This window comes from Streptomyces sp. NBC_00483, from assembly GCF_036013745.1.
Classification (GTDB): Bacteria; Actinomycetota; Actinomycetes; order Streptomycetales; family Streptomycetaceae; genus Streptomyces.
In genome coordinates, this window is sequence record NZ_CP107880.1 from 1701308 (window position 1) to 1718939 (window position 17632).

The window sequence follows — 17632 nt, forward strand, 5'->3', positions numbered from 1 at the left end:
TGACTGAGTCGTTTCAAAAACGTCGCACGAAACTGTTCAAGTCGCGCCCACGATCGAGATGCGGGGGCCGGAGCCGAACCCTGCGGCCGAACCCCTGGGCCCCTTGTCCGGACCCGCAACCCCCGCTTAGGGTCGGCCCCAACGGAAAGCGCTTTCCCCCGATAGCTCTCCGCGAGGAACCCGCATGCCAAGCCCTTCCCGCCAGGGATCCCGTCTGCGTGCCGCCGTCGTCGGCACGGGCGCGATCGTCACCGGTAGCCACCTGCCCGCCCTCACCTCCCTGCGCGACCGCGTCGAACTCGTCGCCGCCGTCGACGTGGACCAGGACCGACTCGACGGATTCCGCGCCCAGGCCGCCGAGGCCGGGTTCGCGGACGTCTCCGTGCACACCGACCTGACCGCGATGCTCGAAGAGGCGAGGCCCGATCTCGTCCTCATCGGCACCCCGCCGGTGTTCCACCGCGAACAGACCGTCGCGGCGCTCAAGTCCGGCGCCTGGGTGCTGTGCGAGAAGCCGCTCACCCTCTCCCTCGCCGAGTACGACGAGATCGCCGCAGCCGAGGAGGCCAGCGGCGCCTACGCGTCCGTCGTCTTCCAGCACCGCTACGGCTCGGGCGCCGTGCACGCCCGCTCGCTGCTCACCGAGGGCACGCTCGGCCGCCCGCTCGTCGCCCACTGCCAGACGACCTGGTACCGCAACACCGCCTACTACGAGGTGCCTTGGCGCGGTAAGTGGGCCAGCGAGGGCGGCGGCCCCGTGATGGGCCACGGCATCCACCAGTACGACCTGATGCTGCACCTGCTCGGCGAGTGGACCGAGATCCGGGCGATGGCGGCCCGCCTCGTGCACGACACGGAGAGCGAGGACGTGTCGACCGCGCTCGTCCGCTTCAAGGACGGCGCCCTCGGTACGGTCGTCAACTCCGTGCTCTCGCCCGACGAGACGAGCCGCATCCGCATCGACTGCGAGAAGGCCACCGTCGAGCTGACCCACCTGTACGGGCACGGCAACGACGACTGGCGCTACACCCCGGCCCCCGGTGCCGAGCAGCCGCCCGCGCCCACCGCCGACGTACCCAGCTCGCACACCGCGCAGCTGACGGCGCTGCTCGACGCGTACGACGCCGGCACCCGCCCGCCCGGCAGCGGCCAAAGCGCCCGCAGCACGCTGGAGTTCGCCGCCGCGCTGTACAAGTCGGCGTTCACCGGTGCCACGGTCGCGGCCGGCGAGATCGGCCCCGGCGACCCGTTCTACGCCGCGATGCACGGAGACCACCCGGATTGGAGCCCGAAGCAGTGAGCAGCGCCGAGAATTCACTCGAGGTCATTCACACCCACGGCGACCGCGTCGTGGTGCGCTCCGCCGCGACCGGTACGGACCTCTTCTCCTACGTCTACAAGCCGGACCCGGACGCCTTCGAGGCCCGCAAGCCGTACGTCCACCCGCTGCGCACCCTGTCCGGCAACCTGGTCTCGGGCTACCGGCCCAACGACCACCGCTGGCACAAGGGCCTGCAGATGACGGCCAGCCACCTCTCCGGGCAGAACTTCTGGGGCGGCAACTGCTATGTCCACGGCGAGGGTTACCTCCCGCTGCCCGACCGCATCGGGTCGATGCGGCACGACGGCTTCGACGCCGTCGAGGCCGGTGCCGACGAGCTGAACCTCACCGAGCGCCTGACCTGGATCGAGAACGGCGGCGACGAGTGGGCCCGCGAGAAGCGCGGGGTGCGTGTGCACTCGGTGGACCCGGAGTCCGGCTCGTACGCCATCGACTGGTCGATCGAGCTGACGAACACCCGCGCCGACGGCGAGGCCCTGCGCTTCGGCTCGCCGACCACGGCGGGGCGCGAGATGGCCGGATACACGGGGCTGCAGTGGCGCGGACCTCGCGACTTCACGGGCGGCAAGGTCTTCGGGCCCGAAGAGCCTGCGGACGCCGCCGGGTCCGTCGCGACGTATGACGCGCCCGGCGCGCTGATGGGCACGCAGGGGCCGTGGCTCGCCTTCACCGCCGAGCACGACGACGTGGACGCCCACTCGACGCTGATGTTCGAGCACGCTCCGGAGAACCTCGACGAGCAGGCCGCGATCCACGCCTCGCACTGGTTCGTGCGCGCGGAGCCGATTCCGACGGTCGCGTTCTCCTGGGCCTTCTTCGAGGAGTTCGCGCTGCCGGCGGGTGAGACGTTCCGCTACCGGTACCGGATCGTGGTCGCCGACGGCGCCTGGGACAAGGAGCGGGTCGCCGCCCGTCTGAAGGAGCTCCCGTGGTGAGCCCGGACGCCTCGGGCCTCGACCGGCCGCTGCCCGGCGGGATCGGCCTCTCCCACATCTCCGCGTACGACTGGCAGGCGGCGGACGGTGTCTGCGGCGGCAGCCCGCATCTGCACCTGGTGTGCACGGAGGCGTACGTCGTGACGGGCGGGCGCGGCGCGGTGCAGACGCTGAGCCCGGACGGCTACCGGGACACGCCCCTGGAGGCCGGTTCGCTCGCGTGGTTCGAGCCGGGCACGGTGCACCGCATGGTGCAGGGCGAGGATCTGCGAATCACCGTCCTGATGCAGAACAGCGGGCTGCCGGAGGCGGGCGACGCGGTGTTCACGTTCCCGCCGGAGTACCTGGCGGACCCGGAGAAGTACGCGGCCGCGGCGGCCCTGCCCGCCCCGGCGGGGCCCGAGGCGGAGGCGGCCGCGCGTCGCCGCCGGGACCTCGCGGTCGAGGGTTACCTGCCGCTGCGCGAGGCCCTGGCGGCGGGTGACGCGGAGCCGCTGCGCGCGTTCCAGCGGGCGGCCGCCGCCCTGGTCCGCCCGCGCGTGGCCGCGTGGCGCGAGCTGTGGCGCACCGGCGCCCTGGCCGCGGCGGAGCGGACCGGGGCCCAGCTCGACGCCCTGGAGAAGGGCGATGCGGACGGCTACCTGTCCGCGTCGACCACGCACACGTCCACGCCGACGCGCCACGGCGGCCTGGGCATGTGCGGCCGGCGCGAGGAGTACGGCATCGAGGGGGCGACGGTGCCGCGCTGAGGGCGCCGCACGTAGCCGCACGTATGCGAAGGGCCGTCGGTGGGACACGCATCCCCCGACGGCCCTGGGCGTGCCCTGGGCGTGCCCTGGACGGCTCTAGTGGGGACCGCTCCCCAGCCGCCCCTCCAGCTGGAGCAGCAACTCCCCCAGCAGTCCGCTGAGTTGCGCGTCCTTGCCCTCGCCCAGACCCGAAAGGACCGCCCCCTCGTACGCGAGTTGACTCGGCAGGATCTCGTCGACGAGGATCCGGCCCTCCTTCGTCAGGCTGAGGTGGGAGACGCGGCGGTCGCGGGTGTCGCCGCGGCGGGAGATGAGGCCGCGTTCCTGGAGCTGCTTGAGGCGCTTGGTGACGGCGGCGCCGGAGGCGAAGGTCTCGCGGGCGAGGTCGCCGGGGGTGAGTTCGCGGCCGGTCCTGCGCAAGGTGCCGAGCAGGTCGAACTCGGCCCTGGTGAGGCCCGCGTGCCGCAGCGGCGCGTCCTCGGCCTGCTGGAGCAGCGCGGCGCACCGGTTGATGCGCCCGATGATCTCCATGGGGCCGGTGTCGATGTCGGGGTGCACGGTCTGCCACTGCCGTACGACGGACGACACGATGTCGAGCGGCCCCGTTGCCCCCGCGCCTTGCTGCGTGCTCATTCCTGCCTGACCGGACCTTCCTCATGGGCCGAACGTTGTGCGTCCGCCACTATCCGCTACTGCTGGGCGCCCGCACCACTCGGGGAGGCGGCGACGCCCGCTTCTGCCGCCTGCCGGCGCACCGTGGCCGCGAGCGTACGGTGCCCGGACTGTTCGGCGGCGAGCACCCGCTCCTCGGGCAGGGCGCGCTGCCACCACTCGCCGGCCGCGGTGTCGGCGGCGGCGCGCAGTTCGACGAGTGCGGCGGTGAGGCCGCGGCGGGCCGTCTCCAGCGCGGCGTGGCCGGGCGTGGGCAGCGCGAGGGTGCGTTCGGCGGTCTCGCGGGCGGTGTCGCTCGCGGCGAGCGCCTGCTCGATGCCGTCCGTGGCGCGCCGGTTGGTGACGGCGATGGCCGCGACGACGCCGAGCACGGCACCGACGAGGGTGTCGAGGAGACGGTCGCCGATCAAAGCGCCGGGCTCCTGGTAGCGGGCGAACTGGGTGACCAGCAGCGCCATCGGCGTGACGCACAGGCTGCCCAGCCAGTAGTTGCGGGTGATGAGCGCTTCCGCCCCGAAGGCGCAGGCGAGGCAGCACAGCACGAGGGCGAGCCGGCTGGCGTGCGCGAGCGGGACGACGGCGGCGAAGACGAGGACACCGGCGATGTTGCCGACGACGCGCTGGATGCCGCGGTTCCAGGACAGCGTGAGGTTGGCCTGGTAGATCGACGCGGCGGTGACGAGGGCCCAGTAGGGGCGGCCGACACCGAGGGCCAGCGAACCGTATCCGGCGAGGGCGCAGCCGACGAACGTACGCAGAACGATGGGCAGCACCGGGGAGCCGGGGCCGATCCGCCGCCACAGCGAGAGCTTGCCGCCCGCGAGCTCGGCTTCGATGCCGAGGAGTTCGTCGTCCATCCCGGCGATGCGCGCGGGCCGCGGCACCGAGCCCGCGCCTCGCAGGCCGCCCGCCCAGGCGCGCAATTGGTCCGCGTCGGCGTCGCCGGGTGCCGCGATGGCGACCTCGGCGCGCAGCACGAGCCGCTCAAGGGCGCGCCGGGCCTCCGTGCGCGCCCCGGTGGCGAGCAGCGACTGCCACGCGGCGTGCACGGCCGCGGCCGCCGCGCCACGGGCGGGCGCGTGCTCGGGCCGCTCGACGTACGCAGCGGCGGCGTTCAGCGCGCGGGCGGTGGCGCGGCGCTCGGGCCCGTGGGGCCGGACGAGGACGGGGGCCATCCCGACGATCCAGGACACGGCGCCGGCGGCCAGCGTCAGCGCGAGGTGGCCCGGTACCTGCCCGAGCTGCTGCGGCGCGAACAGGGTCGCGGAGCTGATGAACGTGAAGATCAGGTGTCCCGGCGGGCCGATCCGGGTGGCGTCGCACAGGCCCTTCTGCGCGGCGGCGAGCAGCGCGCCGATGGCGACGAGGACGGCCGCGGACGAGGTGAGCGAGGCGGAGACCATCGCGACCCCGACGCTCGCGAGCATGCCGACGACCACCCACGCGAGGGCACGCGCGCGTGCCGCGTACGGGAGGTTGTGGGCGTACAGGGCGCACAGGCTGCCCGCCATCGTGTACATGGCCAGGTCGAGCCGGCCGAGGGCGAGCAGCGCCATGTTCGGTATCGCGGTGGCGACGACCACGCTGGTCGCGGGCTTGAGCCAGACGTCCGACGGCTTGTTGAGGCGCAGCACTCCGGCGAGCGGGAGGCGATGGACGGCGGGGGTGCGAGGTGACGGTGGTGTGCTGCTCATAAGGAAACCTTAGCAGGTGTTTTACCTGTAAATGATTCCACGTGATCGGTCCCACAGGGGCGCGCACCCCACCCGCGCGACCACCCGTGCTCCCCTGCGCCGCCATACGCCCCCGCCCGCCCGGGCATCTCCTGGACGGGACACCGACGACGAGACGTGACGACGAGACGGACAAGATGGGGGACCCGGTGCACGGACCGCTCTCGGCCGCCTGGCTGCTGGTCGCGCTGTGCGCGGCGACCGGCGCGTACTGCCTGCTGCGCCTGCGCAGCGACGTCGAGGAGCAGCGCCGCACGGCCGGCGGCGAGGCCCTGATGGGATTCGGGATGGCGCTGATGGCCGTCCCCGCGGCGGTGCTCACGCCGCCGCACTGGGCGTGGCTGCTGTACGCGACCGTGTTCGGGGCCGCCGCGCTCCGCGCCCTGTGGGCCTCCCGGACGGGCACCCATCACCTGCACCACTTGGTGGGCACGTTCGCCATGGCGTACATGGCTGTGGCGATGGCCGTCCGCCCGGAGGCGCACGCGCACCACGGCGGCGCGGGCGCCCCGGCCCTCACGGGTGCGCTCTTCCTCTACTTCACGGTCTACGTCCTGTGGTCGGGCGCCCGCCTCGTTCCCGCCGCGACGGCCGCAACAGCCGGGTCGGAAACGATGGCCGCCGGCTGGGGCGACCGCCCGGAACTGGCGCGGGCGTGCCGGCTCTCGATGGGAATCGGCATGCTCGCCATGCTGCTGACGATGTAGCGCGTCGATCAACGAAACCGTGGCGTGCGTCACTTGACGCCCCAGGCCATACCCGTGGGTAGCGCTCGCCTCATAGGGTGACGGCCATGACGGTCCCCGTAGCACTGTTGCTGCTCGGCGCCCTTGCCGCCCTGGTCGCGCCGAGGTTGCTCGCGCGCGCGGACTGGACGGAGCGGGAGCCGATCGTCGCGCTGTGGGCGTGGCAGTGCGTGGTGGCGGGCGTACTCCTGTGCTGCGCCCTGTCGATGACGTTGAGCGCGGCGGCCGCCTGGGGCGCCGTGCGCGGCCATGTGTTCGCGGCGGCGCCGCACGGGGTCGTGGACGCGTACGCGCTGCGCGCGGCGGGACCGTGGGCGGCGACCGTCGCCGTGACGCTCGCCCTGGGCGGGGCGTGGACGGCGGCGATGCTGGTGCGCGAGGTGCGCGGCGCGCGGGCGAGGCGGCGCGCGAGGCGGGCCGAACTCCTGGAGCGCGCACCGCTGTTGCCGGGCGAGGAGCCGGGCCCCGACCGCCTCGTCATCCTGGAGGGCAAGCGCCCCGACGCCTGGTGGATGTCGGGCACGACGCCCCAACTCATCATCACCACCGCCGCGTTGCAGCGCCTGAAGGGGCGTCAACTGGACGCGGTGCTCGCGCACGAGATGGGTCACGCGCGGTGGCGGCACGACTGGCTGCTGCACTGCTCGGGCGCGCTGGCCTCCGGTTTTCCGCAGGTTCCGGTGTTCGCCTCGTTCCGGGACGAGATGCACCGGCTCGTGGAGCTGGCGGCGGACGACGTCGCCTCGCGCCGCTTCGGGCGCATGAGCATCGCGCTCGCGCTGGTCGAACTCAACGAGGACCGCGGTGTGTTCGGCCCCTGCCCGACGCCGCACGCGCAGGTCCCGCAGCGTGTGCACCGGCTGCTCGCGCCGCCCTCGCGCCTGACGCCCGCGCGCCGGCTGCGCCTCACGGCGGCCGCGGCGCTGGTCCCGCTGGTCCCCCTCCTGGTCACGTTCGTCCCCGCCCTGCGAGCGTTGGGATAGCGGGATAGCGGGATAGCGGGATAGCGGGATAGCGGGACCGCACCACGCCGATCCGTCCACCGGGATGGCCCGCGCGGCACCCGATGGGCGAGGATCTTTCCCATGCACCCGGTACGGCCCGACTCCCCGCCCCGACGCCCCCGACCCGTCCTCGCGCTCACCACCGCACTGGCCCTGTCCTGTGTCCTGCTGCTCGTTCTGGTGGCGATGCGGTGGAGCCCGCTGATGCGCCTCGACCGGGACATCGTCCGCTCGCTGCACGGCCGGGCCCTCGCCGAACCGGGCGTCACGCAGGTCAATCGCGTGCTGACCGACTGGGTGTGGGACCCCTGGACCATGCGGCTCCTGTGCGCGGTGATCGTGCTGGTCCTCGTCTGGCGCTTGCGGGGCTGGCTGCTCGCGGGCTGGGTGGCGGCCACCTGCCTGGTCGGCTCGCTGCTGCAACAGGGCCTGAAGGCGGCCGTCGACCGGCCGCGCCCGGTGTGGCGCGATCCGGTGGACTCGGCGCACTACGCGGCGTTCCCTTCGGGCCATGCGATGACGGCGACCGTGGTGTGCGCGCTCGTCCTGTGGCTGCTGCGGCGGTACGGGGCCGGGCGCACGCTGTGGCGCACCGCGCTCGCGCTCGCCGTGGTGTCGGTGCTCGGCGTCGGGCTGACCCGCCTGTGGCTGGGGGTGCACTGGCCGTCGGACGTTCTGGCCGGCTGGCTGCTCGGGGCGCTGACGGTGACGCTGTCCACGGCGGCGTACGGCAAGTGGGTGGCGCCCAACGCCCGCGCTTGACCCGGGCGTTCCTTGTCCGTGCGTTCCTTGACCGTGCATTCCTTGACCTGTGCATTCGACGCGCCGGAGGATCGACGGCATGACGATCAAAGCCGTGCTGTTCGACTTCTCCGGGACGCTCTTCCGCATCGAATCCACCGAATCCTGGCTGCGCGCCGTGCTCGACGAGAGCGAACTGACGCTGCCGCAAGCGGAGTTCACGCGTGCGGCCGAGGGCCTGGAGGCGGCGGGGGCGCTGCCGGGCGGCAGCACAGATCCGGTGAACGTCCCCGAGCACCTCACCGAGCTCATCGCCGTCCGCGACGTGGACGCCTCGCGGCACCGCGCCGCGTACACGAGCCTGGCCCGCCAGGTGCCGCTGCCCGACGAGCGGCTCTACGACGCCCTGTACGACCGGCACATGACGCCCGCCGCCTGGCAGCCCTACCCGGACGCCCGCGAGGTGCTCGCCGGACTGCGCGAACGCGGCGTACCGGTGGCCGTGATCACCAACATCGGCTGGGATCCGCGCCCGGTCTTCGCCGGTCACGGCCTCGACGGGTTCGTCGACGCGTACGTCCTGTCGTACCGGCACGGCGTCACGAAACCGCATCCGCGGCTGTTCGCGGCGGCCTGCGAGGAGTTGGGCGTGGCGCCCGGTGACGCGCTGATGGTGGGCGACGACCGGCGCGCGGACGGCGGGGCCGCGGAGCTGGGCTGCGCGGTGCACTTCGTGGACCATCTGCCGACCGGGGACCGACCGGACGGGCTGCGGCCGGTGCTCGGCCTGATCTGAGCGGCCTTCACCTGACGCGACCGTACATACGCGGTCGTACATGACGCGGCGGCCCCTGACGCCCCCACACATGACCCAGCCGTATTCGGACGATCCCCCGCGTCGCCCGAATACGGCCGGCCCTCCCGCGCACACCTCGCCCAACAGGCCGGTGGCCGGGAAGCGCTGAGTATAGTTGGCTCAGAGCCAGTCAACGCAGGAGTCAAGAATGTCCCCCCGCAGCGCATCGGTCAATGAGGAGTTGCGCCGACGTTCCCGCGAACGGCTCCTGCAGGCGACGTTGGAGCTCGTCGGGGAGCGCGGGTACGACGCGACGACGCTCGGCGACATCGCGGACCGCGCCCGCTCGGCGCGCGGTCTGATCTCGTACTACTTCCCCGGGAAGCGGCAGTTGCTGCAGTCCGCCGTGCACCGGCTGATGCACCGCACCCTCGAGGAGATGCTGGAGCGGGAGCCGCGGCCCGGATTCGACGACGGGGACGAGCGGCTTGCGCGCGCCATCGACGCGATTCTCGGCCTCGCCCGGGATCAACCCGTCCTCATGCGCACGCACATGGCGGGGATCCTGCAGGCCGAGGGCTTTGTGCAGTGCCCTGAGCAGCAGCGGCTCGCGGCGCTGCTGCGCGACACCGTCGTGCGGCACGGGACGCTCGACGTCGACACGGACTATCCGATGCTGCGCGCCCTGTTGATGGGCGCCGTGTTCTCGATCCTGGTGCCCGGCGTGCCGATGTCGATGGCGGCGCTGCGCGCCGAGCTGTTCCGCCGCTACGGGCTGGAGTGGCAGTGGGGCTTCCCGCCGGACGACGAGGATGACGCGTCGTCCGACGAGGGCCCCGCTCACGGCAGACCGGCCGATTTCTCACGGTACTTCGAGCCGCTGTCACCGGCCGTCAACGGTGAACGGACCAGTCAGCCGAAGTAGTCGGGCTGCGTCTGGACGTTCAGCTCACCCAGGCGGATCTTCTTCGCCGGGTCGGTGCGGGCGTCGTTGACCTTCAGGACGTCGAAGCCCTTCGCGATGTCGTTCGAGTAGATGTAGCCGTTGTAGTAGTACGCCGACCACGAGCCGCCCGTCGTCATCGCGTCCGTGGTGAGCGGGCCGCGCTCGAAGTAGCCGATCTCCTTGGGCTTCGCGGAGTTCGTGAAGTCCCAGACGGAGACGCCGCCCTGGTACCAGGCCTGCACCATGAGGTCCTTGCCCTTGACCGGGATCAGCGAGCCGTTGTGCGCGACACAGTTCTCGGTGTCGGCCTGGTGGCGCGGGATCTTGAAGTAGCTCTTGAAGACCAGCTTGCGCTTGTCGCCCTTGCCGGTGATGTCGTAGATGCCGTCGGCGCCGCGGTCGGGCCCGATGGCCTCGTTGCAGGTGGCCGCGCCACCGCCGCCCAACTCGTCGGTGAAGACGACCTTGTTGGCCTTCTGGTTGAAGGTCGCCGAGTGCCAGAACGCGAAGTTGACGTTGTCCTGGACCTGGTCGATGACCTTCGGGTTCTCCGGGTCGGCGATGGAGAACAGGATGCCGTCGCCCATGCAGGCGCCCGCCGCGAGGTCCTTGGAGGGCAGCACCGTGATGTCGTGGCAGCCGGTGGTCTTGGAGACACCCGGGTTGGTGGGCGCGCCGGGGTTGCCGCCGCCGTCCTCCCCGGCACCGGGGAAGAGCACCGGGAAGTTCACCACGGCCGCCTTCTGCGGCGACTTGCGGGGCACCTTGATGACGGAGATGCCGTCGTGCGGCGGCTTGCAGTCCGGGAACGTCGCGCTCGGCGAGTACGAGGAGACGTACACGTAGACGTTCTTCTTCTCCGGCACCAGGGTGTGCGTGTGCGAACCGCACGCGGTCTCGACGGCGGAGACGTACTTCGGGTTCGCCTTGTCGCTGATGTCGAAGACCTTCATGCCCTCCCAGGACGACTTCTCGGTCGCCGGCTGGGTGGTGGAGGCGCAGGAGTCGTCGCTGCGGGAGCTGTCCGTGGACAGGAACAGCAGGTTCCCGGAGACGGAAATGTCGTTCTGGGAGCCCGGACACAGCACCTGGGCGACCGTCTTCGGCGCCTTCGGGTTGCTGATGTCGAAGACGCGGAAGCCGTCGTAGTTCCCGGCGAAGGCGTACTTGCCCTGGAAGGCGAGGTCCGAGTTGGTGCCGGGCAGCGCTTCCTTGGGGATGTTCGTGACGTGCTGGATGTTGTCCGAGTGGACGATCTCGTCCTGGCCGGGTATGTCGCCGGCGGATATCGCCTTCTCGACCTCGGCCTCGGTGCTCTTCGAAACGCTCTTGGGGGCCGACGACTTGTCGCCCGGGTCGGGCGTCGCCGATACGGGTCCCGCGGCGAGCAGTGCCGCGAGGAGTCCGACCGCCGCTGTGGCAACTCCCAGGCGTCTGCGCCGTGTTCGGGGGGAGTACAGGGTCACTGTTGTCTCCTTGGGTGACGGTGACTTCGCTCGTACGTGAACGATTCACGGATCTCCCCGAGTATCGTCTTCCTCATGCACAGATCAATAGCTGGCAACGCAATCGTCATGAAAGTTGCCGCCGTCGCGCTGGTGGCGGCGTCGACGCTGGCATTGACCGCGTGCGACTCGGGGGGCTCGGGCGACGCCGACAAGGCCAACTCCCCTGCGTCCGCCGGGCCTTCGGTCATCGCGCCGGGCAAGCCGGGCGACGTGGCCGAGACCCTTTCGGCCAAGGACGCCGAGCGGCGCGGGTCGGACGACACCCCGAACTCCGCCGACGTCACGTACGCGCAGATGATGATCCCGCACCACGAGCAGGCCCTGAAGATGACCCGACTGGCCGCGAAACAGGCCAAGTCGGCGAAGATCAAGGGGCTCGCCGAGCGGATCACCGCCGCGCAGGGGCCGGAGATCGAGACGATGCGCGGCTGGCTGCACAAGTACGACCGCGACACCGAGCCCAAGGGCCACCAGGCGCACGACGCGATGCCGGGGATGGCGACGGAGTCCCAGCTGAAGAAGTTGCGGGCCGCCCGGGGCCAGGCCTTCGACGAGCTGTTCCTGAAGCTGATGATCACGCATCACCAGGGCGCCGTGACGATGGCCACGGAGGTCAAGAGCGGCGGGAACAACGTACAGGTGGAGGAGATGGCCGACGACGTGATCGCGCAGCAGACCAGCGAGATCGACCGGATGCGCGACATGTCCTGAGCACCATGTCCTGAGCCCTGCCGCGCCCCCTCCCCCACCGCGCCTCCCGGTGTCATGCTGAGACACATCAGCACCCCGGCGGAGGGAGCCTCCCGTGCCGCACATCGCTGTCGTCGGCTCGGGCCCGAGCGGGGTCTACACCGCGCAGGGCCTCGTGGGGCAGGGCCGCGTCCCGGACGTCCGCGTCGACGTGCTCGACCGACTTCCCTGCCCGTACGGCCTGGTGCGCTACGGCGTCGCCCCGGACCACGAGAAGATCAAGTCGCTGCAGAACAATCTGCGGGCGGTCCTGGAGGACGAGCGGGTCCGCTTCCTCGGCGGGGTGGAGATCGGCCCGGCGCTGCCGCCCGCCAAGCTTCTGGAGCTGTACGACGCGGTGGTGTACTGCGTGGGCGCGGCGGCCGACCGGCGGCTCGGGGTGCCGGGCGAGGACCTGCCGGGCAGCTGGTCGGCGACCGACTTCGTGGCCTGGTACAGCGCCCACCCGGATGCGATCGAAAGCGGCTTCGTACGGGGCGTGCGCACGGCCGTCGCCATCGGCGTGGGCAATGTGTCGGTGGACGTGACGCGGATGCTGGCCCGCGGCGTCCCCGAGCTCCTGCCCACCGACATGCCGCGCGCAGCCCTCGACACCCTCGCCGCGAGCGAGGTCCGGGATGTGCACATGGTGGGTCGGCGGGGCCCCTCGCAGGCCCGCTTCACCACGAAGGAGCTGCGCGAGCTGGGCGGCCTCCCGGACACCGAAGTCCTCGTCGACGAGCGCGAGTTGGCGCTCGACCCGCTGTACGCCGACCCGTCCACCCTGCCCGCCGCGCAGCGGCGCAACGTGGAGGTGCTGCGCGGCTGGGCCGCCGAGCCACCACGGGGCGCGCGCCGACGGATCCATCTGCGGTTCTATCTACGGCCCGCCGAGCTGCTGGCGGGCGACGACGGCCGGGTGGCCGGGGTCCGCTTCGAGCGGACGCGGCCCGACGGGCACGGGGGCGCGACCGGCACGGGGCTGTTCGAGGAAATCGGCGCGGAACTGGTGCTGCGGTCGGTGGGCTATCGCGGAGTGCCCATGGAGGGCCTGCCGTTCGACGAGGGCAGCGGCACCGTGCCGCACGAGGCGGGGCGGGTGCTGCGGGACGCCCGGGTGGCGCCGGGCGAGTACGTCGCCGGGTGGATCAAGCGCGGCCCGACGGGCGTGATCGGCACCAACCGCCCTTGCGCCAAGGAGACCGTAGCGTCCCTCCTGGACGATGTCCCCGCCCTCGTACGCAGCGGGGGTGCGACGCGGGATCCGCTGAGTGGTCTGATCGCGGCCGGGGTGCGGCCCGTGCAGTGGGACGGGTGGCGGGCGATCGAGCGGGCCGAGGCGGAATTGGGGCGGGGGCTCGGGCGGGGCTCGGTGAAGATCCCCGACTGGGAGGGCCTGTTGGGCGCGGCGCGGGGTTCGTAGACAACTCAACGCAGCTCTGGGGTAAGGACACGTACCGGCAACACGACGGAAATCAACAAAACGTTCAAGCTCATTACGTTCTCGTGCATGACAACGCACCCCGTGGACCAGGTCCCGCCCGCGCGCCAGTTGGCGGCGTTCGGGCTGCAGCACGTTCTCGCCATGTACGCGGGCGCGGTCGCCGTGCCGCTGATCGTGGGCGGCGCGATGAGGCTGTCGCCCGCCGATCTCGCGTATCTGATCACCGCCGACCTGCTGGTGTGCGGCATCGCGACGCTCATCCAGTGCGTGGGTGTGTGGCGCTTCGGCATCCGGCTGCCGATCGTGCAGGGCTGTACGTTCGCGGCCGTGTCGCCGATGGTGCTGATCGGCACGACGGGCGGCGGCCTCCCGGCGATCTACGGGGCGGTGATCGTCGCGGGCCTCGCCATGATGCTCCTCGCCCCGGTCTTCGGGCGGCTGCTGCGCTTCTTCCCGCCGCTGGTCACCGGCACGGTGATCCTGATCATCGGCCTGTCACTGCTGCCGACCGCGGGCACGTGGGCCGCGGGCGGCTCAGGGGCGAAGGACTTCGGCGACCCGAAGAACATCGGGCTCGCGGCGCTCGTCCTGGTGCTCGTGCTCGGCGTGCAGCGGTTCGCGCCGCCGGCCCTGAGCCGGGTCGCGGTGCTCGTCGGCATCGTGGTGGGCACGGCGGTGGCGATACCCACCGGCTTCACGGACTTCTCCGCCGTCGGGGAAGCGCACTGGTTCGGGATCAGCACGCCGTTCCACTTCGGTGCCCCGGAGTTCCACGCGGCGGCGATCGTTTCGATGTTGATCGTGGCTCTGGTGACGATGACCGAGACCACAGGTGACTTCATCGCGGTCGGCGAGATGACGGGCCGCCCCGTGGACCGGCGCGCGCTCGGCGACGGACTGCGCGCCGACGGCTTCTCGACCGTCCTCGGCGGCGTCTTCAACACCTTCCCGTACACGGCGTTCGCGCAGAACGTGGGCCTCGTCGGCATGACGAAGGTGCGCAGCCGCTGGGTGGTCGCCGTCTCCGGCGGCATCCTGATCCTGCTCGGGCTGCTGCCGAAGCTGGGCGCGGTGGTCGCCGCGATCCCCTCGCCCGTGCTCGGCGGCGCGGGCCTGGTGATGTTCGGGACGGTCGCGGCGAGCGGCCTCAGGACCCTGGCGAAGGTGGACTTCGAGGGCAACAGCAATCTCACCGTGGTGGCCGTCTCGGTCGCCGTCGGTCTGCTTCCGGTGGGCGTGCCGACGATCTACGAGCACTTCCCCAACTGGTTCCAGACGGTGATGGACAGCGGCATCAGCGCGGGCTGCCTGACGGCGATCGCACTGAACCTGCTGTTCAACCACCTTCCGCAGAAGGCGGGTTCGGCGCCGTCAGCTGTCGCCGAGCCGGTCCTCCTGCCGGGTAGCCGCGTCGAGCACGGCGTCGAGAAGGCCGGGGAAGAGCGCGTCTAGGTCGGCCCTGCGCAGGCCGTTGAGCTTGGCGGTCCCCCGGTAAACCTGCTCGATCACGCCTGCCTCGCGCAGCACGCGGAAGTGGTGCGTGGTGGTCGACTTGGTGACGGGCAGGTCGAAGGCCGAACAGGACAGCTCGGCCTGGGCCGAGGCCGCCATCTCCCGGACGACGGCCAGGCGCATCGGGTCGGACAGCGCGTGCAGCACCGCTTCGAGCCGGATCTCCGTACGGGCGGGGTGCGCGAGCGTGCGGCCGCCGGCGGCGGTCCCGGTGTGCGGTGCTGCGGTCGTCATGGACGACTCCCCTTTGCGGTCCGTGTGGTCCGGAGTGGTGCGGATGGCTCGATGCCTGCGATGCGGGCGGCGCCTCAGGGCCATTGTACGAGAACCATCGTAGTTTGACATCCGCCGTACTACGGTGGCTATCGTACTAGGGAGGTCCTCGCCGCCATCCGCGAGGCAATTCCGCGATCCACACCGAATGGAGTCCGCCGTGAGCGCACTGTTCGAGCCCTACACCCTGCGGTCCGTGACCATCCCCAACCGCGTGTGGATGCCGCCGATGTGCCAGTACAGCGCGGCTCCCGAGGGCCCGTTCACCGGCGCTCCGAACGACTGGCACTTCCAGCACTACGGGGCGCGCGCCGCGGGCGGCACCGGCCTGATCATCGTCGAGGCGACGGCCGTCTCCCCCGAGGGCCGCATCTCGCCGCAGGACCTCGGCATCTGGAACGACACCCAGGTCGAGGCCTTCCGCCGGATCGCGTCGTTCCTGAAGTCGCAGAACACCGTGCCGGGCATCCAGCTGGGCCATGCCGGCCGCAAGGCCTCGACCGACCGGCCCTGGAAGGGCGGCGCGCCGGTGGGCCCGGACGCGTACGGCTGGGAGGCCGTGGCGCCCAGCCCGGTGCCCTTCGACGAGCAGCACCCGGTCCCGGCCGAGCTGTCGGTCGAGGGCATCAAGGAGATCGTCCAGCAGTTCGTCGACGCCACCCGCCGCACTCTGGAGGCCGGTTTCGAGGTCATCGAGCTGCACGGCGCGCACGGCTACCTCATCGGCGAGTTCCTCTCTCCGCACTCCAACAAGCGCACCGACGAGTACGGCGGCTCCTACGAGAACCGCACCCGTTTCGCCCTGGAGGTCGTGGACGCGGTCCGCGAGGTGTGGCCGGAGGAGCTGCCGCTGCTCTTCCGTATCTCCGCGACCGACTGGCTGGAGGAGGGCGAGGGCTGGACCGCCGACGACACGGTCCGTTTCGCCTCCGAGTTGCAGGCCCACGGCGTGGACCTGATCGACGTGTCGACGGGCGGCAACGCCGCGGGCGTCCGCATCCCCCTCGGCCCCGGCTACCAGGTCCCCTTCGCGACCCGTGTCCGTAACGAGGCCGGCGTCCCGGCCGCCGCGGTCGGTCTCATCACCGAGCCCGAGCAGGCCGAGAAGATCCTCGCCAACGGTGAGGCCGACGCAGTCCTCGTCGGCCGCGAGCTCCTTCGCGACCCGTCCTTCGCCCGCCACGCGGCGCGCGAACTGGGCTCCGAGAGCCACGTGCCGGACCAGTACCACCGTTCCGTCTGAGCGCACGGCCGTACGCCCCCGTGGTTCGTGAACCGCGGGGGCGTACGCATGTCAGTGCCCGGCCACCGTGCCGGACAGCTCATTGGTGCTCTTCGGCAGCTTCACGGATGTGAGCTTCTTGCCGGTGTCCAGGTCGATGGCGTGCAGGGCCTTCTCGCCGGGGTCGGCGACGTACGCCGTGTGGTCGCGGACGAACAGTGTGGGCCGGGGCTGCTGCCAGTCCAGGGGTTCCCGCCACTCGCCGACGGCGTCGATCTTCTTCTCGGCCTTTCCGGTTGCCGGGTCGATGACATGGATCTTCCCGTCGGTGCCCAGGACCAGCGCCTCGCCCTCCGGCCCGCGGGCCAGCGAGCGGAACGAGTAGCTGGTCCCCAGGTCGACCAGGCGGAGCTTCTTCTTCTCCGTGTCGACGAGGGAGACGCGGGTGGGGCGTTCCAACTCGGCCTCCGCGTCGGTCTTGTAGTCGCCGAGGAGGACCGGGGAGGCGTCGCTGCCGGCCTGGTTGCCGATGCGGCCGTAGTCGTCGGGGGCGTCGACCTTGGTGAACTCGCCGTCCTTGTAGACGAGGATGCCGTCCTCGCAGCCGACGCCGATCGCCTCGCCCTTGGCCGCGGCCTCGCCGTGCACGCCGGGGCACTTCTCGTTGCGCGCGATCTCCTTGTTGTCCTTGTCGAGGACGAGCACGCCGGTACGTGTCTCCTTGTTGCCCAGGGTGCTGAGGAGTTCGCCGTTCTCCAGCTCGATGGCCACGCCGTGGTGGGCCTCGGCCGAGGTGTAGGTGCGGCCCTTGGGCTTCGTGCCGCTGCCCAGGTCTGCGGGGTCGAAGACGTCGACCTCGCCGGTGCCGTCGGTGAAGAGCACCGTCTTGCCCGCGTGCCGTACGACGTGTCCCGGCTCGGAGCCCTTGTACGTGATGTCGGTGAAGCGCTGACCGGCGGCGTCCAGGACGCGGAAGCCGCTGTCGGTGGAGACGACGACGTGGTCCTCGTCGCCCGCGGGGTTGAGGCGGTTGAAGCCGGGCAGGTCGATCGTCCTGCTGAGCTCGAGGCTCTTGCCGTCGAGTATGTAGAGGCCGCCGTCGAAGCCGGCGACCAGCGGATCCTTGACCGCGGCGGCGGGTGTGGCGCCCTTGGCCCTGGACGAGGCGGTGGTGTCGTCCTCGCTCCCGCAGGCGGTCAGCACCGTGGCGAAGGCGAGGGCGCAGACCGTTCCCCCGAGGGCTCTCCTGCGGGTTGTCGGGGTCGTGTTCACTTGTGTTC

General features: G+C 71.5%; 17 protein-coding genes. 12 read left to right on the forward strand and 5 right to left on the reverse strand.

The genetic code is table 11. The annotated features are described in order from the left end of the window. The first annotated feature begins 184 nt into the window (after positions 1-184). Genes OHA73_RS07360 through OHA73_RS07370 form a run of 3 tightly spaced genes read left to right on the forward strand, consistent with a single transcriptional unit; the run spans position 185 to position 3026 of the window. Positions 185-1300, forward strand: a complete 1116-nt coding sequence (locus OHA73_RS07360) for a Gfo/Idh/MocA family protein (RefSeq protein ID WP_327654581.1) — start codon at positions 185-187, stop codon at positions 1298-1300. Continuing rightward, on the forward strand, positions 1297-2277 hold the full coding sequence (locus OHA73_RS07365; RefSeq protein WP_327654582.1) for a PmoA family protein: 981 nt from the start codon (positions 1297-1299) through the stop codon (positions 2275-2277). The genes OHA73_RS07360 and OHA73_RS07365 overlap by 4 nt, the downstream gene beginning before the upstream one ends. After that, the gene (locus OHA73_RS07370) at positions 2271-3026 is read left to right on the forward strand and encodes a cupin domain-containing protein (protein ID WP_327654583.1); all 756 of its coding nucleotides are present in this window, start codon (positions 2271-2273) and stop codon (positions 3024-3026) included. Before OHA73_RS07365 ends, OHA73_RS07370 begins: the two co-directional genes overlap by 7 nt. Positions 3027-3122: 96 nt before the next feature. Here OHA73_RS07370 and OHA73_RS07375 read toward each other — a convergent pair whose 3' ends face one another. Then, positions 3123-3659, reverse strand: a complete 537-nt coding sequence (locus OHA73_RS07375) for a MarR family winged helix-turn-helix transcriptional regulator (protein ID WP_327654584.1) — start codon at positions 3657-3659, stop codon at positions 3123-3125. Positions 3660-3715: 56 nt separating this feature from the next. Then, positions 3716-5392, reverse strand: coding sequence for an FUSC family protein (locus OHA73_RS07380; RefSeq protein WP_327654585.1), 1677 nt, complete (start codon positions 5390-5392; stop codon positions 3716-3718). Positions 5393-5580: 188 nt separating this feature from the next. Here OHA73_RS07380 and OHA73_RS07385 point away from each other — a divergent pair, with 188 nt between their 5' ends. The 5 genes from OHA73_RS07385 to OHA73_RS07405 all read left to right on the forward strand — a co-directional run bounded on the left by OHA73_RS07385 (position 5581) and on the right by OHA73_RS07405 (position 9643). Beyond that, positions 5581-6138, forward strand: a complete 558-nt coding sequence (locus tag OHA73_RS07385) for a DUF5134 domain-containing protein (protein ID WP_327658427.1) — start codon at positions 5581-5583, stop codon at positions 6136-6138. An 86-nt stretch (positions 6139-6224) separates the two neighbouring features. After that, positions 6225-7160: a M56 family metallopeptidase gene (locus OHA73_RS07390; RefSeq protein ID WP_266716159.1), complete on the forward strand. Its 936-nt coding sequence runs from the start codon at positions 6225-6227 to the stop codon at positions 7158-7160. 102 nt (positions 7161-7262) lie between these two features. Further along, a complete protein-coding gene (locus OHA73_RS07395; RefSeq protein ID WP_327654586.1) occupies positions 7263-7943 on the forward strand; it encodes a phosphatase PAP2 family protein in 681 nt (226 codons plus the stop codon). A 79-nt stretch (positions 7944-8022) separates the two neighbouring features. Then, positions 8023-8718, forward strand: coding sequence for an HAD family hydrolase (locus tag OHA73_RS07400; protein ID WP_327654587.1), 696 nt, complete (start codon positions 8023-8025; stop codon positions 8716-8718). A 208-nt stretch (positions 8719-8926) separates the two neighbouring features. Then, the gene (locus OHA73_RS07405) at positions 8927-9643 is read left to right on the forward strand and encodes a TetR/AcrR family transcriptional regulator (protein WP_327654588.1); all 717 of its coding nucleotides are present in this window, start codon (positions 8927-8929) and stop codon (positions 9641-9643) included. Here the strand turns inward: OHA73_RS07405 and OHA73_RS07410 are convergent. After that, positions 9631-11130 (reverse strand): LVIVD repeat-containing protein, encoded by a 1500-nt coding sequence (locus OHA73_RS07410; protein WP_266716151.1) that lies wholly within the window; start codon positions 11128-11130, stop codon positions 9631-9633. The two genes, OHA73_RS07405 and OHA73_RS07410, sit on opposite strands and share 13 nt — an antisense overlap. A 108-nt stretch (positions 11131-11238) precedes the next feature. Between OHA73_RS07410 and OHA73_RS07415 the strand changes: the two genes are divergently transcribed. The 3 genes from OHA73_RS07415 (at position 11239) to OHA73_RS07425 (ending at position 14797) form a co-directional block, all read left to right on the forward strand. Beyond that, a complete protein-coding gene (locus tag OHA73_RS07415; RefSeq protein WP_266716149.1) occupies positions 11239-11883 on the forward strand; it encodes a DUF305 domain-containing protein in 645 nt (214 codons plus the stop codon). Positions 11884-11977: 94 nt separating this feature from the next. Beyond that, positions 11978-13324: an NADP oxidoreductase gene (locus tag OHA73_RS07420; protein ID WP_266716147.1), complete on the forward strand. Its 1347-nt coding sequence runs from the start codon at positions 11978-11980 to the stop codon at positions 13322-13324. An 87-nt stretch (positions 13325-13411) separates the two neighbouring features. Beyond that, positions 13412-14797 (forward strand): nucleobase:cation symporter-2 family protein, encoded by a 1386-nt coding sequence (locus OHA73_RS07425; RefSeq protein ID WP_327654589.1) that lies wholly within the window; start codon positions 13412-13414, stop codon positions 14795-14797. Here the strand turns inward: OHA73_RS07425 and OHA73_RS07430 are convergent. Then, a complete protein-coding gene (locus OHA73_RS07430) occupies positions 14717-15091 on the reverse strand; it encodes an ArsR/SmtB family transcription factor (RefSeq protein WP_327654590.1) in 375 nt (124 codons plus the stop codon). The two genes, OHA73_RS07425 and OHA73_RS07430, sit on opposite strands and share 81 nt — an antisense overlap. A 199-nt stretch (positions 15092-15290) precedes the next feature. Here OHA73_RS07430 and OHA73_RS07435 point away from each other — a divergent pair, with 199 nt between their 5' ends. After that, on the forward strand, positions 15291-16373 hold the full coding sequence (locus tag OHA73_RS07435) for an NADH:flavin oxidoreductase/NADH oxidase (protein WP_327654591.1): 1083 nt from the start codon (positions 15291-15293) through the stop codon (positions 16371-16373). Positions 16374-16424: 51 nt separating this feature from the next. On the opposite strand, the gene aztD is transcribed toward OHA73_RS07435, so the two are convergent. After that, positions 16425-17624, reverse strand: coding sequence for a zinc metallochaperone AztD (aztD, locus tag OHA73_RS07440; protein WP_327654592.1), 1200 nt, complete (start codon positions 17622-17624; stop codon positions 16425-16427). Positions 17625-17632 lie beyond the last annotated feature (8 nt).